The organism is Nonlabens sp. (assembly GCF_965660805.1).
Taxonomy (GTDB): Bacteria; Bacteroidota; Bacteroidia; order Flavobacteriales; family Flavobacteriaceae; genus Nonlabens.
The window spans coordinates 19,158-34,747 of sequence record NZ_CBFIBE010000024.1 but is presented as its reverse complement, the minus strand read 5'-3'; the positions used below and the strand labels follow the sequence as shown (position 1 = coordinate 34,747).

The following is a 15,590-nucleotide window of genomic DNA, read 5'->3' as shown; positions in this document are numbered from 1 at the left end:
ACCCTAGTATCGGCATTATTATTTGACGCTATGTCGCTAGATAGATTTAGTACACCGTCACCAGTTGCGGTATAAGTATACCAAGCAGTTCCAGTTCCGTCGCCATTCCCACTACATGTGGCAGAAACTTCAGTACCAAAAGCTGTAACCGTATTAACACCTGTTGTGCTTAAAGCAGGTGCACCTGCACAAGTAGTTTGTGCAAAAGAGATCGAACTTGCAATTAACGCAAGTAAAAAAGTAATTTTTTTCATGTTATAATAATTTATTTAATTCCTCCAAAGATAGATATATCTTAAAAAGTGAACGACTCAATTGTTTAACTTTTAACGTCTAAGGGAAAGATTGGGTTTAAAGCTCGATAAAATACTAATTAATCAGTTATAATGACGGGTTTCTGTTCTTTATGAATTTAAAGAAGTTGCTTTATATCTATTAATTTTCCTAAAGTTTTAAATCCTTACGGCTGGGTAAGTATATTTGTAGCAATGAAAATAGTAGAGCAAATAAAAAAACCGGTTGCCCATGAGATGGAGCTTTTTGAAAAGAAATTTCAACTGGCTATGGCATCGCGTATTGCATTACTGAATAGAATCACCCATTTTATTGTAAACCGTAAAGGAAAACAAATGCGTCCCATGTTTGTTTTTCTGGTAGCAAAAATGGTAGGAGATGGGCAGGTAAATGATCGCACTTATAGAGGTGCAGCGGTCATTGAGTTGATACATACAGCTACTTTAGTGCATGATGATGTAGTAGATGATAGTTTAAAACGTCGTGGCTTTTTCTCTGTAAACGCTTTATGGAAAAATAAAATTGCAGTTTTAGTAGGTGACTATTTACTCTCTAAAGGGTTGTTATTGAGTATAGATAACGGCGATTTTGACTTATTACAAATTATAAGTGTTGCTGTACGCGAAATGAGTGAAGGTGAGTTGCTTCAAATAGAAAAAGCACGTAGACTTGATATTACTGAAGATGTTTATTATGATATCATACGCAAAAAAACAGCCACACTTATCGCTGCCTGTTGCAGTTTAGGTGCCTGTGCCGTAGATCCTGGAAGTAAAGATGTGGAGAGCATGCGTGAGTTTGGTGAGATGATAGGGATTGCTTTTCAGATTAAGGATGATCTTTTTGATTATGGTAATGAGCGTATAGGAAAACCTACCGGTATAGACATTAAGGAGCAAAAAATGACCTTACCGCTTATTCATACGCTGCAAACAGCGAGTTCTAAAGACCGTAAATGGTTGATTAATTCTGTTAAGAAACACAATCGTGATAAAAAACGAGTGAAACAGGTTATAGATTTTGTAAAGGATAATGGTGGTCTCGATTATGCGGTAAATGCCATGTATGAATATAAAGATAAGGCCATGGGTATTTTAAACACCTATCCAGATTCTGAATATAAACGTTCCCTGGAACTCATGGTGGAATATGTAATAGACCGCAAAAAGTAATCCTTAAACGTTCACCTGTTGTTGTGAATTTACGCTTTCGCGAAAGCGAAATAAAAACCATCAATTTCACATCACATTACCTAGCAACAATAACGTACCTTTGCAACCGCAAAGAAAACAGCATGAGTATAGTAGCAATAGTAGGACGACCTAATGTGGGGAAATCTACACTTTTTAATAGGTTGATACAACGCAGAGAAGCCATTACCGATGCGGTAAGTGGTGTCACACGAGACCGTCATTATGGTAAAAGCGACTGGAATGGAAAGGAATTTTCTCTAATAGATACCGGTGGTTATGCTATAGGAAGTGATGACGTTTTTGAAGCACAAATAGATCATCAAGTAGAACTAGCCATAGATGAGGCTGATGTTATTCTTTTTATGACTGATGCTGAAACAGGGATTACCTCTATGGATGAAGATGTTGCAAACCTTCTACGTAAGATTGAAAAACCTGTTATTCTGGCTGTTAATAAAGTAGATAATCCTCAAAGAGAGCAAGATGCTTATGAGTTTTATAACCTAGGTTTAGGAGAATATTTTACACTTTCTAGTACCAGCGGTAGTGGAACAGGAGAAATACTGGATAGAATCGTTGAGTTGTTACCAGATACGCCTGTGAGAAAAGATGAAGACTTGCCTCGATTTGCGGTAGTAGGTAGGCCTAACGCTGGAAAATCTTCTTTTATAAACGCCTTAATAGGTGAGGAACGTTATATCGTTACAGACATAGCTGGAACTACTAGAGATTCTATAGATACTAAGTACAACCGCTTTGGTTTTGAATTTAACCTTGTAGATACTGCTGGAATACGTAGAAAAAAGAAAGTAAAAGAAGATCTGGAGTTCTATAGTGTTATGCGCAGTGTAAGAGCCATAGAACATGCTGATGTTTGTATCCTTATTCTGGACGCGACACGTGGCTTTGATGGACAGGTACAAAATATATTTTGGCTGGCAGAGCGCAACCGTAAAGGAATCGTAGTTCTTGTAAATAAATGGGATCTTGTAGATAAAGAGACTAATACTGCAAAGGAGTATGAGGCTCAAATAAGAAGAGAAATGGAGCCGTTTACTGATGTTCCTATCGTCTTTATCTCTGTGCTGAATAAGCAACGTATTTTTAAAGCGATTGAAACAGCTGTTGAGGTGTTTAAGAACCGTTCTAAACGCATTAAAACGAGCGAACTCAATGAGGTGCTGTTACCACTTATAGAAAACTATCCGCCGCCTTCATTGAAGGGTAAGTTTGTTAAAATTAAGTTCATCACTCAGTTACCTACACCACAACCTCAGTTTGCATTTTTCTGTAATTTACCGCAGTATGTAAGAGATGCCTATAAAAGGTATCTAGAGAATCAGTTAAGGAAACATTTTAATTTTCATGGAGTTCCTGTGAGCGTTTACATGAGGAAAAAGTAATTGTATTCCCGCTCTCATATCTGACTTTGTAATAATGTTGTTCACGATTTCATAAGTCATATGGGATCTGTAGAAATACTGGTTTCAATTTGTAAATTGGTATTACAAGCTCAGTCTCATAGATAAGGAAATTATTTTTCATACAGTTTTTTTATTTGTATCGAGTCTGAATAGCCTTGAGTGTGATAATTTTCAAAATATAATAACGTTAGTAAGTAAAAATGTAAGTAATTTCATTTCTCTAGCTGACCGATTATGATTCAAAAAATATTAACTGCGATAGCTCTTCTTACTTTTACTTCTTTACATGCTCAGAAGTTTGAAGTAAAAGGAGTAGTACAAGACTCTACGAGTAAAGAGTTTCTACAAAGCGCCACTGTTTTTTTAGAAAGTAAAAAAGATTCCACTTTAATATCATATTCTATTACAGATGAGAAAGGTGTTTTTACCCTAGTGGGAAACACAAGTGTAGAAGAGTTTAATTTCTTTACTTCATTTACGGGCTATAAAGAGTATTCTAAAAGCATTAATTTTAAGAATGGTCGTTTAATCGACTTAGGGATTATAGAGCTCTCTAGCGATGTTGAGTTTCTAGAAGGCATAGTGGTTAAGGCTCGTAAAGCACCAGTCACGGTTAAACAAGACACCTTAGAATTTAACGCAAAATCCTTTAACACAAAGGCCGATGCTAACCTAGAAGACGTTATTAAAGAATTGCCTGGTGTTCAAATAGATAAAGACGGTAAAATCACAGTTAATGGTAAAGAAGTTACTAAAATACTGGTTAATGGAAAAGAGTTTTTTGGTAATGATCCACAAGTTGCTCTGAAGAACTTACCTAAAGAAATCATTGATAAAATTCAAGTCACAGAATCTAAAACCGAAGAGCAAAAAGCAAATGGTGAGGCTGGTGATGCAAATGCTAGTGAGATTAATATTACCATAGATGAAGATAAAAATAAAGGGTGGTTCTCTAGATTAACCGCAGGAGCAGGAACAGATGATCGCTATTCTATGAGTGGTATCGTTAATTATTTTAAAGACTCATTTAGAGTAAGCGTACTGGGAAGTAGTAATAATATCAATAGCCCAGGCTTCTCTTTTGATGAGATTTATGATGCTATGGGAAGAAGTGCTTATTCCATTTCTCGTAGTTCTAATGGAAGTTTTGGGATTAATGGTGTCAACTTTGGTGGTTCTGGTGGGATTACTTCAAGTAGAAGCGCTGGGCTAAATCTTGCAAATGATTGGGATGAAAAGGTGGACCTTACTGCAAGTTACTTTTATGCTAATAATGATACAGAAAGTGCCACAGAAAATAGAACCACTACTATTTTACCCGATGGCAGGTTTACCACCATTTCTTCCAGTACAGGAAGAAATATGGGAGATTCCCATCGTTTAAATACTAGAGTAAAAGTAGAGCTAGACAGTTTAACCTCGATAAGTATTAAACCTAGTTATAACCAGCGCAGTAATAACAGTATCAGTAATCGAGTTTCAAACACCACAGATGATAATGGACAAGAAGTAGATCTAACTACTACCAATGACTCAGATTCTAACAATTATAACGCTAGTACAAATCTGTATTTTAGCAGGCGCTTTAAGAAAAAAGGTAATTCTATTTCCTTGTTTACAGAAATAAGTGTGAATGAATCTGAATCTGTAAATGACTTTTTCTCTGAACGTATTACATCAAATTCAGGGACAGTAACAGATACTGAGATTCAAAATCAAGTGATCCGTCAAGATTCTAAAGAAAACCGATTTGCTATAACACCATCCTGGCGTAAATCCCTAGGTGAAGATTATGGAATGACGGTAAGTTATAGACTTAGTGCAAATAGCAATGAGCAAAGAAGAAATGTTTTTGATAGAGATCCTATTACTGGTGATGCTACTATTTTTAATAGTCAGTTAAGCAATGATTTTGAAACAGATAATGCTCAGCATAGACCTAGTGTAGGGATTAACTATAGAAATGATAAATTTAGATGGGAAGTGTCTGGTGGATTGCTGTATCAAACTTTAAATACTAATAACATTTTACTCGATAGCTCTTTTGATAGATCGTTTTCTAATCCTTACATACGGGCATATATGAGTAAACAGTTTGGAAAATTTGGGAGGTTATATTTTAACTATAGAAATGATATAAACGTTCCTAGTATCAATCAGTTGCAACCCGTTACAAATACTACAAATCCTCAGAATATCGTTACGGGTAATCCAGATCTAGAAGCGACAAATACACACAACCTCTATTTCAATCTAGGTAATTATGATTGGGAAGCTGGTAAAGGATTTTATTCTGGTGGTGGTTTCACCTACAGAGATAATCAGGTCGTTAGTATCACAAGGACAAATGCTGATTTAATAAGAAGTACCACTTATACTAATGTGGATGGAACCTATAGTGGGTATCTATATTCCAGCTATAATTTACAGTTCAAAAAAGATAAACGTACCATAGACCTCTCTGCAGGTTTAGACGCAAACCTTTCTCTCAATAAAGGCTTTTCAAATGAAGTCGCTTTTGAAACTCAAAATGTTAACCTTTCACCTAATCTAGTTTTTGAATATGCCATAGACGATATTTTTGAATTTGAAACAGAATATAATATTAGTTTTAACACCAGTAAATTCAACTTAAACCCTACTGATGGACAGACGGTTGTAAATGAGCCTGGCGATCAGAGTTTTACAAATCATACAGCTGCATTTGATTTAACCACTTTCTGGCCTAAGAATTTAGTCTTGGGATTACGTGGTGAGTATAATGTCTTTGGGAATGTTACAGATGAGTTTGATAACGATTCCTTTGTGCTCATAGGTAGTCTAGGATATAAATTTGCTAAGGATAAGGCCATTGTGAAATTAAAGGCTTATGATATTTTAAATCAAGTGATAGATACGCGACGTACTATTTCTCAAGATTTTATATCAGACTCTAGTAGCTTAGTGTTAAGAAGATATTTCATGTTGAGTTTTACCTATAAATTCTCAAAATTTGGCGGGAAAGATCCTAATAGAAGCTAGTGCTATTTTTTATGGATAGTTTTTATGGTTTACGCTTTCGCGAAAGCGTAAAAAAAATGCCGATTTATTTACATGCTATTTAACATGATGAACAGGTATAACGTCATGCTGTATAATTTAACTTGATCAACTGGTACAATATTTATTAACTTGCCGCCTCTTAAAATGATCCATTGCAAACCGCTTCATCCCTTATAAGAGTTATTATACCAGCCTACAATGAAGCAGACTCTATTGCTCAAGTAGTTAAAGATATACCAGAGCTAGTAGCAGAGGTGATCGTGGTAAGTAATAATTCCAGCGATGATACCATAATAAATGCCCAAAATGCTGGGGCAACGGTATTAACAGAAAACCGTCGTGGTTATGGGTATGCCTGCTTAAAAGGAATGGATTATGTCGCTCAATTAAATGAACAAACCGATATTATTGTGTTCCTCGATGGAGATTATAGTGATTATCCCGAGCAATTAACAGAGCTTGTAGCGCCTATTATGAATAAGGATATTGACTTTGTGGTAGGTGCTCGAGTGAAAAGTCTAAGAGAAAAGGGCTCTATGACAGGACCACAAATATTTGGGAACTGGCTAGCAACCTCTTTAATGTCATTATTATTTAAGTCTCGATTTACAGATTTAGGGCCTTTCCGTGCTATAAAATATGAGAAATTACTGGCCTTAAATATGGAAGATAAAACCTATGGCTGGACAGTAGAGATGCAGTTAAAAGCACTTAAAAAAAAATACACCTATCTAGAAATTCCTTTGAAATATCGTAATAGAATAGGTGTTTCAAAAGTTTCAGGTACTGTTAAAGGTGCTATATTTGCAGGCATAAAAATCTTAACCTGGATAATTAAATACGGCTTCAAGAAATGACATTAGAATGGATTTGCATTATTATATACTCCACATCATTAGTGATGATTCTGTTCTATGCGATCGCGCAATTAAACTTGCTGTTTAATTATTTATCAGCCCGCAAAAAAAAGGATTCAGGACCTACTTATGACCTTAATGATCCTGATCAAATACCTTATGTAACTATACAATTACCTGTTTTTAATGAGGCTTATGTGATGGAGCGATTGCTGGATAACATAGCGCTTATAGATTATCCTCGAGAAAAGCTAGAGATTCAAGTGCTCGATGACTCTACAGATGATACCGTTATTACTACCAGAGAACACGTAGAACGTCTTGCTGCAACAGGTTTAGATATGGTGCATATCACTAGAGAAAATAGGGTAGGGTTTAAAGCTGGTGCATTAAAAGAAGGATTAGTAGATGCTAAAGGAGAATTCATCGCCATTTTTGATGCAGACTTTCTTCCAGATCCTGACTGGTTAAAGAAAACCGTGATCTATTTTAGAGATCCAGAAATAGGTGTGGTTCAAACGCGATGGGCTCACTTGAATAGAGAATATTCGATTCTTACTCAAATACAAGCCTTTGCACTAGACGCACATTTTACACTAGAACAAGTAGGTCGTAATTCTCAAGGTCATTTCATTAATTTTAATGGTACTGCTGGAATATGGCGCAAAGAAACCATTATAGATGCAGGTAACTGGGAAGGAGATACACTTACTGAAGATCTAGACTTGAGCTACAGAGCACAACTTAAAAACTGGAAATTCAAATATCTAGAAGATGTGACTACTCCTGCAGAACTGCCTATCGTTATAAGTGCAGCTCGTTCACAACAGTTCAGATGGAATAAAGGTGGCGCAGAGAATTTCAGAAAAATGTTTAAAAGAGTCATTTCTTCAAATCTTTCTTTTAAAACTAAAATGCATGGAGTTCTTCATTTGTTGAACAGTACCATGTTTTTAAACGTGCTTATAGTAGGGCTATTAAGCATCCCTATGTTATATATTAAAAATGAATATGCTCACCTGCGACTTTACTTTATAGTGATGAGCTTTTTTGTGACCAGTACCATTATATTTTTTGTTTGCTACTGGTATATGTATAAAAACACTTATGGTGGTGGGCTTAAAAACTTTATAAGTTACATAGGTATGTTCTTCACCTTTTTCTCGATTGCCATGGGATTCTCGTTACATAATTCTATAGCTGTTATAGAAGGTCATATAGGAAAACGCAGCGAGTTTGTGCGCACTCCTAAATTCAACCTTGCTGCCGTAGGTGGTAACTGGAAGACTAATAAGTACCTCAAGAAAAAATTAAGTCCTAATGTGATCATTGAGGGAATTTTAATGCTTTATTTTGCCTTTGGAATGTATTCAGCCTTTATCGTGGGAGATCAAGGCGGCGATTTTGGACTCTTTCCTTTCCACTTAATGTTGTTCATAGGCTTTGGGTTTGTGTTTTTCCGTAGTATTACAGATAAACAATAATGGAACGCAGGTTAAGTAATGCCCTAGGCATATTAACCATAATTAGCATCGTTTTATACAGTCTGTTTTTCTCGCTTGCGCGAAAAGAGTTCCTACAACTCTTCACTACTTACACGATACTATTCGTTGCTTTTATAGGATTATGCTATGTAGCTCAACAAGTAACACGACAAAACTTAGAAATAGCACCAGCGATTTTAGGCAAGTGGTTTTATAAAATGCCTTTAATAGGCGCTCTTTTTCTTATTGGGCTTATCCTAAGACTTGTATTGCTGCAAAACACACCGCATCTATCACAGGACTTTTTAAGATTCATATGGGATGGGCACCAGTTATTAAATGGTTACAACCCGTATTTACACCTGCCTGATGAGGTTATTACAACTGGAGCAAGTCATATTCCTAACGCTGCTTTTCTACATGCAAACATGGGTGAGTTATCGAGCTCAAATTATACTAACTATCCGCCGTTGAATCAATTGTTTTTTGCTGTCGCATCTTGGTTAGGTGGTGATAGTATCCTGGCTAGTGTTCTCTGGATGCGCGTTTTTTTAATACTGGCAGATATAGGTGTTTTTATCTACGGTATTAAATTATTGAAGTTACTAGGCAAGCCATTGTGGTTGATAGCGCTATATTATTTGAATCCGTTTGTGATTGTGGAACTCACAGGGAACTTGCATTGGGAAGGTATGATGGCTTTCTTTTTACTTCTGGCTATCTATTATCTATTAGTTTATAAAAAATGGCAAAGCGTTCTTTTTATGGGCTACGGTATCTTATTAAAATTACTACCGGTAATGGTACTGCCTTTATTAGTAAGAAAGCTTAGATTTAAAAAAGCAATCCTTTATTACATAGCTGTTGCTGCTGTAGTTCTTATGGGTTTCACTCCTTTTATTTCTCAAGATTTAATAGATAAATATGGAGCATCAGTAGGATTGTGGTTTGGAAATTTTGAGTTTAATGGAAGTGTTTACTACCTAGTGCGTTACGTAGGTTATGAAGTAACAGGTTATAATATTATTCAGACTGCTGGTAAAATATTACCGCTCATCACTGTGCTTATTATTTTAATCCTATCCTTTAAGCGTAAAAATGAACAACCAGAAATATTGCTTTCCAGTATCGTCTTTGCATTTTTTACTTATTTGTTATTTTCTACCACCGTGCATCCCTGGTACCTCACTATTCCGTTACTCTTCTCGGTATTTACAAGGTATAGGTTCATGGTAATTTGGAGTTTTACAGTGTTTTTAAGTTATGACGCATACTCTAATGTTTATTTTGAAGAGAACCATCTGTTCATCGCTGTACAGTACATGGTCGTTCTTCTTGTTTTTGGTTGGGAAATATTTGTGAATAATAGTTCTACTGTGTTTAAGACTGATTAATTATTTTTAAGAAGTTTTCGCGTAAGCATAATATGTTTTTTTCTTTTAAGGATCTTATCTTTGAATTAGAAACTACTTACCATGAAACAACTTATCATATTACTTTTGATCATTATTTTGGGCTTTATAGGCTATGACTTCTATAAAGATTGGGAACGATTTCATGCACCTAACTATCATTACACTACTGATGTTACTATAGATAACGATTATCACGACCAAACGGTTGTCCTAGATTATAACAAAGCTATTACAGACTTAAATACTTTTGTAAAATTAAAATGGACAGCAAGCGATATAGATGTACGTGCGCCTGAAAGTGATGACTTAGAGACTTCTCAAGCAGTTCAAGAATATGGAACTAAACTTGCTAGGGTTTCCTATCTAGAAAAAAAACTAGCCCAATCTGCAGCTTACAAGAAACAAGGCTGGAACAACCAGCAAATTCTAGATTTTGAAAACAATAGAAGCACGCCTGCTATGATTACTAAAAATCGTAAGATAGATTTACTGCATCAACTTTTTAATCAAGAGGTTACCGCTAGTCAAAGAATAGGTTCTAGAAGCGCTCTTATTTTTGAAATTCAAAAACTACTGATTGATAAAGGATATGACATACCGTTAGATGGTGTTTTTGCACAAATTACCAGTACCGCTTTAGCAGATTTTGAAACAAAGAACAACTTCTATCCCGATGGTAAAATAGATGCACTCACTTTTGACGCGTTGATCAAGTAGTTGCTGTATTTAATTCATAAATCTACATCTCTAATAGATAGGCAAAGATCAATGGGGCAACAATAGTAGCGTCACTTTCTACGATAAACTTAGGCGTGTCTTGATCTAGTTTTCCCCAAGTGATTTTCTCATTAGGAACGGCTCCAGAATAACTTCCATAACTGGTTGTAGAGTCAGAAATCTGACAAAAATAGCTCCAGAATGGCGTGTCTGTGCGTTCCATATCTTGATACAACATAGGTACTACACAAATAGGAAAATCACCTGCAATTCCACCACCTATCTGAAAGAAACCGATGCCTTTCTCAGAATTATCTGTGTACCAGTCTGCAAGGAAGGTCATATATTCTATACCGCTTTTAACAGTGCTGGCTTTTAATTCACCTTTTAATACATAGCTTGCAAAGATATTACCCATGGTGCTATCTTCCCATCCTGGAACTACTATAGGTAAATTAGCTTTTGCAGCGGCATACATCCACGAGTTCTCAATAGGGATTTCATAGTACTGTTCCAGAACGCCACTCAGCAAAAGTTTATACATGTATTCATGTGGAAAATAGCGCTCGCCTTTTTTCTCAGCATCTTTCCAGATTTTAAATATGTGTTCTTGTAATCTTCTGAAAGCCTCTTCTTCTGGAATACAAGTATCGGTCACACGATTGAGTCCTTTTTCTAGTAAATCCCACTCGTCTTGCGGTGTTAAATCACGGTAGTTAGGCACTCTTTTATAATGACTGTGTGCTACCAGATTCATTACATCTTCTTCTAGGTTTGCACCTGTACAAGAGATAATATGTACTTTATCCTGACGTATCATTTCACTAAAAATTTTACCAATCTCAGCGGTACTCATGGCTCCAGCAAGTGAAACGAGCATTTTAGAACCTTGGTTGAGTTGTGTTTCATAACCTTTGGCAGCATCTACAAGTGCAGCGCTGTTAAAGTGTAAGAAGTAATTTTCTATGAAATTTGTTATCGGTTTTCCCATATTATTTTTTATGTTAAGATTACTCTTCTATGTTTTTCATTTTTTTAAGTCCAGTTTTTGCAAACGCATTTCCAGACTCATAGCCATCTTCTCCTTCCAGTGCGATGTCTTTAAATTTATAAGAGATCATTTTATAGTACAACTTTGCGGCTAGAAAGTCTGATGATTTCTCTGCTGGATTAGGGCATAATTCTACGATGTCAAATCCCACGACGTTCTTCTCTGCAAAAACCATTTTTAAGAAATCTAGCGTTTCATACCATAGTAATCCTCCAGGCTCAGGTGTTCCTGTAGAAGGACAGATCGACGGATCAAAAGCATCTAGATCTATGGTGATAAAAACGTTTTCAGTAAGTGCTTCTGTAGCTTTTTCTGTCCAGTAATCATCTTCTACCATTTCATGGGCAAAGAAGATTTTCTCATCATCATTAACACCTACTTCTATACTATCCATAGAACGTATTCCTACTTGAATTAGGTTTGTCTTTTGACTGGCTTCATAAACTGCACAGGCGTGGTTGCAAGAACTGCCGTCATATTCCTTGCGCAAATCTGCATGAGCATCTATTTGTAATACACTTAGATTTTCATACATCTCATTAAAAGCTCTTATCGAACCTATGGAAATAGAGTGCTCACCGCCAAAAAGCGTCACAAACTTATTTTTCTTAATATACTTTTTTGTAGTGGCATGCACGGCATCTACCATAGCTTCTGGCGAGCTGTTTTCCGTAACCGCATCTGCAAGAAAAACGCCATGATGATAGACTTCAGTATCTGTTTCAATGTCATATAATTCCATATTTGCACTGGCATCTAGAAAGGCTTCTGGACCTTTATCGGCTCCTTTTTGCCAGGTGCTTGTTCCATCATAAGGAACTGGGATTAATACAATAGATGCATTATCTAATCCAGCATATTCATCTGGAATTCCTGCATAGTTTGAATGGCTCATGTCGTTAAGTTAAAAATTTATTTTAATGATTTTTGTTTCCATTCCCCAACCCTAAAGGGTGCGGAAACAAAAGGTTTTTTTATTTTTCAATTTTTCAGAAACCTTACCCTTTAGGGCTAGGGAAAAGGTTTTGAGTTTTTAAAAATGGTTCTCGATACTTCGTCAAGCTCAACACAGCGTTCTCGTTCGAACTGGCACATCTTATTTCAAATTCAAATTCAAGTTCGATTTCAAGCCTAATAGCCTAAAATCCCAAGCATTTGCTCAGAGGTTTGTTGTTCTTTAAACACTTGAGTAGTGATGTTTCCTTTTTCATCCTTATCGATTAAAATATGCTTAGGGGCAGGAATTAAACAGTGCTGTAAACCTCCATAGCCACCTATGGTTTCTTGATATGCTCCTGTGTTAAAAAAGCCTATGTATAAATCTTTATCTTTATGGTATTTAGGTAAATAAATAGCATTTATGTTTTGCTCACTGTTATAGTAATCATCACTATCACAGGTAAGTCCACCTAAAAGTACACGTTCATACTCATCGTTCCAGCGGTTTAAGGCTAGCATGATAAAGCGCTTGCTTATTGCCCATGAATCTGGTAAGGTGGTGATAAAAGAGCTGTTAATCATGTTCCATTTTTCACGATCGTTTTGCTGCTTTTGATACAGTACTTTATAAATAGCGCCACCACTTTCTCCTACGGTAAAAGAACCGAACTCTGTGAAAATGTGTGGTACATCAACCTCTGCCTCATCACAAACGAGCTTGATCTGGCTCACAATTTCATTGATCATATATTCATAATCAAAGTCAAAGGCTAGAGAGTTTTTTATAGGAAAACCACCACCTATGTTAAGGCTGTCTAGTGACGGGCATATTTTTTTAAGATTCACATATACCTTTAAGCACTTATGTAACTCGTTCCAGTAATAAGCATTATCTCGTATTCCAGTGTTTATAAAAAAGTGCAGCATCTTTAAAGATACTTGTTTGTTATTCTGGATTTGATTTTTATAAAAGGCCGTAATGTTTTTGTAACCTATTCCTAAACGACTGGTGTAAAACTCAAACTTAGGCTCTTCTTCACTTGCAATACGTATTCCTACTAGGAATTTTTTATTGGTCACGTTAGTCAGTAAATCGAGTTCCTCATAATTATCTATAATAGGAATACAGTTTTTATGACCTGAGTTGATTAAATCACCTATGTTATCGATGTATTTCTCGCGCTTAAAACCGTTGCTTATTATAAAGGTGTCATCCTTAATCTTGCCTTGCGATTTAAGGCTTTTAATAATGTCTATATCAAAAGCACTGCTTGTCTCTATATGGATATCATTGCTCAGTGCAGTATCAAGTACGTGTTTAAAGTGTGAACTCTTAGTGCAATAGCAGTAGTAGTATTTTCCTTTATAGTCCGCTTTCGCGAAAGCGTTATGAAACCATTTCTGAGCGCGCTGAATATTATCAGAGATCTTAGGTAAATAGGTGAACTTTAATGGCGAGCCATATTGCTCTACAAGCTCCATTAAATCTATGTCGTGAAAATGAAGAGTTTTATCTTCTAGTTTGAATTCTTCAGTAGGGAAGAAGTACGTTTGATCAATGAGATCAATGTATTTAGTATTCAAAGGCTATGTGTTAAATGTAATTCTTAAGTTGAATTACTAACTAAACAATAAATCGATGTGATAAAAAATGAATTATGTTATCTATCTATTCAAATTGTATGGCGCTAAGACGTGACAATATTATTTCTTTTTTTGAAATAATTGCAAAAAAAAATAGCGTTACCTTAAAAAAAGGTAACGCTACTGTTCATAGCTGTTTCAAGCTTATATCATCTTTAAATTTATGATTTCTTGTTCTGTTAATGAACGGTAATGACCTCGTGGAAGGTCTTTTTTAGTCAGTCCTCCAAGTATAACTCGATCTAGAACTTTAATTTCATAATTAACCGCTTCAAATAGAGATTGTACGATATTATCTTTTCCACTATGGATCTCAATACCTATCTCGTTATTGCGACCATTTTCTATATAGTTAATTTCATGTACATGAACCGGTTCTCCATTAATGCTCAAACCATTACGTATTTGCATTAAATCTTCATGTTTAAAGCTGCGGTCTAGTGCGACTTGATAAATTTTGCGCATTTCTAGATTAGGATTATTGAGCTTATTTGCCATTTCTAGGTCGTTAGTAAATAACATCAATCCTACAGATTGCCTGCCTAGTCTACCTACATAATGTAAGTTTGCTATTCCAGCACTTTGCATTAAATCCATTACGGTTTTACTAGCACGCTCGCCTTTGCGTGGTGCGATAAATCCTTTAGGTTTATTAAGTAATAAATATTGCTTTTTATAGGGTTGTATATTTTGACCGTCAAATTTTACCTCATCGGTCAGTTTTACACGATATCCCATTTCAGTAACGGGTTTTCCGTTAACGGTGACACTACCGGCTTTTATATAAATATCTGCATCGCGACGGCTGCAAATTCCAGAGTTTGAAATGTACTTGTTTAATCGTATGGTGCCATCATCTACTTTTTTCTTAGTAGATGTTTCAGACTTTTTACGATTAATGTATTCTTTTTTAGTTACTGGGTTGCCGCTACGGGAGGTGCCTACTATCTGGTTCTTACCACCGCGTGTGGTAGGTCTTCCTGTAGGAGCATTTCCTCGTGATGAAGATTTGCCTTTATAATCATTACTGCCGGCGTTGCGTCTATTTCCACCTTTTGAGCTAGAAGAATCTTTGCCGCCCTGACGACCAGTCCCTTTTCCTCTTGCTCCTTCATTACCTCTACTCATGGTATTCAATTTTTTGCAAAGATAACTTTTTAGAAATGCGATCTCATAAAAAGATTTAATACCAATTTACATTCCTAATGTCGCATATAATTCGTTTTTTTTTTTCGCCTATATTTCAAAATAAAATGAAACCGTAGCTTAGGCTATGCTTTAATTTTCTATGCTAGGTGATAAGTTATCAGTTATATCACATTAAGATATTTTAAATTCAATTTGGTATTAGAGGTATAAAATAAGATTTTGAAGCTTACTCTTCTTGCGGTGGAGTTATGAATTTTATTAATGGCAGCTGCAATCTCCATCGCCACAGCCTGTCCCGTTTTTTGCAGGTAAAAAGTATTTTTTAATCACCCAACCTATGGCGATCAGTCCTATGATGGAAACTAATATGTATTGTAACAT

13 protein-coding genes are annotated in these 15,590 nt (G+C 35.8%); 7 read left to right on the top strand and 6 right to left on the bottom strand.

All coding sequences use genetic code 11. The features are described from left to right. A partial coding sequence (locus ACTF48_RS07385) for a hypothetical protein (RefSeq protein WP_438962513.1) occupies positions 1–254 on the bottom strand: 254 nt, incomplete at its 3' end. A gap of 234 nt (positions 255–488) precedes the next feature. Here ACTF48_RS07385 and ACTF48_RS07380 point away from each other — a divergent pair. The 7 genes from ACTF48_RS07380 (at position 489) to ACTF48_RS07350 (ending at position 10,426) form a co-directional block, all read left to right on the top strand. After that, positions 489–1,466, top strand: coding sequence for a polyprenyl synthetase family protein (locus ACTF48_RS07380; RefSeq protein WP_438962512.1), 978 nt, complete (start codon positions 489–491; stop codon positions 1,464–1,466). 122 nt (positions 1,467–1,588) lie between these two features. Continuing rightward, the gene (gene der, locus ACTF48_RS07375; protein WP_438962511.1) at positions 1,589–2,890 is read left to right on the top strand and encodes a ribosome biogenesis GTPase Der; all 1,302 of its coding nucleotides are present in this window, start codon (positions 1,589–1,591) and stop codon (positions 2,888–2,890) included. Between the two features lie 255 nt (positions 2,891–3,145). After that, positions 3,146–5,932, top strand: a complete 2,787-nt coding sequence (locus ACTF48_RS07370; RefSeq protein ID WP_438962510.1) for an outer membrane beta-barrel protein — start codon at positions 3,146–3,148, stop codon at positions 5,930–5,932. A gap of 173 nt (positions 5,933–6,105) precedes the next feature. Beyond that, on the top strand, positions 6,106–6,810 hold the full coding sequence (locus ACTF48_RS07365) for a glycosyltransferase family 2 protein (protein WP_438962509.1): 705 nt from the start codon (positions 6,106–6,108) through the stop codon (positions 6,808–6,810). Beyond that, positions 6,807–8,294 (top strand): cellulose synthase family protein, encoded by a 1,488-nt coding sequence (locus ACTF48_RS07360; RefSeq protein WP_438962508.1) that lies wholly within the window; start codon positions 6,807–6,809, stop codon positions 8,292–8,294. Before ACTF48_RS07365 ends, ACTF48_RS07360 begins: the two co-directional genes overlap by 4 nt. Next, entirely contained in the window at positions 8,294–9,688 is a 1,395-nt protein-coding gene (locus tag ACTF48_RS07355) for a glycosyltransferase 87 family protein (protein ID WP_438962507.1), read from the top strand. Before ACTF48_RS07360 ends, ACTF48_RS07355 begins: the two co-directional genes overlap by 1 nt. 81 nt (positions 9,689–9,769) lie before the next feature. After that, positions 9,770–10,426, top strand: coding sequence for a peptidoglycan-binding domain-containing protein (locus ACTF48_RS07350; RefSeq protein ID WP_438962506.1), 657 nt, complete (start codon positions 9,770–9,772; stop codon positions 10,424–10,426). A gap of 22 nt (positions 10,427–10,448) precedes the next feature. On the opposite strand, the gene ACTF48_RS07345 is transcribed toward ACTF48_RS07350, so the two are convergent. The 5 genes from ACTF48_RS07345 to ACTF48_RS07325 all read right to left on the bottom strand — a co-directional run bounded on the left by ACTF48_RS07345 (position 10,449) and on the right by ACTF48_RS07325 (position 15,590). Then, on the bottom strand, positions 10,449–11,417 hold the full coding sequence (locus ACTF48_RS07345; RefSeq protein ID WP_438962505.1) for a deoxyhypusine synthase family protein: 969 nt from the start codon (positions 11,415–11,417) through the stop codon (positions 10,449–10,451). Between the two features lie 19 nt (positions 11,418–11,436). Then, the gene (gene speB / locus ACTF48_RS07340; protein WP_438962504.1) at positions 11,437–12,372 is read right to left on the bottom strand and encodes an agmatinase; all 936 of its coding nucleotides are present in this window, start codon (positions 12,370–12,372) and stop codon (positions 11,437–11,439) included. Between the two features lie 236 nt (positions 12,373–12,608). Further along, the gene (locus ACTF48_RS07335) at positions 12,609–14,000 is read right to left on the bottom strand and encodes an arginine decarboxylase (protein WP_438962503.1); all 1,392 of its coding nucleotides are present in this window, start codon (positions 13,998–14,000) and stop codon (positions 12,609–12,611) included. 204 nt (positions 14,001–14,204) lie between these two features. Continuing rightward, positions 14,205–15,188 (bottom strand): pseudouridine synthase, encoded by a 984-nt coding sequence (locus ACTF48_RS07330; protein ID WP_438962502.1) that lies wholly within the window; start codon positions 15,186–15,188, stop codon positions 14,205–14,207. Positions 15,189–15,467: 279 nt separating this feature from the next. Beyond that, a complete protein-coding gene (locus ACTF48_RS07325; protein ID WP_438962501.1) occupies positions 15,468–15,590 on the bottom strand; it encodes a FeoB-associated Cys-rich membrane protein in 123 nt (40 codons plus the stop codon).

Bases quoted from the DNA above. Each gene is read 5' to 3' on its own strand.
- ACTF48_RS07380 (WP_438962512.1), top strand. From the start codon at position 489: ATGAAAATAGTAGAGCAAATAAAAAAACCGGTTGCCCATGAGATGGAG.
- der (WP_438962511.1), top strand. From the start codon at position 1,589: ATGAGTATAGTAGCAATAGTAGGACGACCTAATGTGGGGAAATCTACA.
- ACTF48_RS07370 (WP_438962510.1), top strand. From the start codon at position 3,146: ATGATTCAAAAAATATTAACTGCGATAGCTCTTCTTACTTTTACTTCT.
- ACTF48_RS07360 (WP_438962508.1), top strand. From the start codon at position 6,807: ATGACATTAGAATGGATTTGCATTATTATATACTCCACATCATTAGTG.
- ACTF48_RS07355 (WP_438962507.1), top strand. From the start codon at position 8,294: ATGGAACGCAGGTTAAGTAATGCCCTAGGCATATTAACCATAATTAGC.
- ACTF48_RS07350 (WP_438962506.1), top strand. From the start codon at position 9,770: ATGAAACAACTTATCATATTACTTTTGATCATTATTTTGGGCTTTATA.
- ACTF48_RS07345 (WP_438962505.1), bottom strand. From the start codon at position 11,417: ATGGGAAAACCGATAACAAATTTCATAGAAAATTACTTCTTACACTTT.
- speB (WP_438962504.1), bottom strand. From the start codon at position 12,372: ATGAGCCATTCAAACTATGCAGGAATTCCAGATGAATATGCTGGATTA.
- ACTF48_RS07330 (WP_438962502.1), bottom strand. From the start codon at position 15,188: ATGAGTAGAGGTAATGAAGGAGCAAGAGGAAAAGGGACTGGTCGTCAG.
- ACTF48_RS07325 (WP_438962501.1), bottom strand. From the start codon at position 15,590: ATGTTACAATACATATTAGTTTCCATCATAGGACTGATCGCCATAGGT.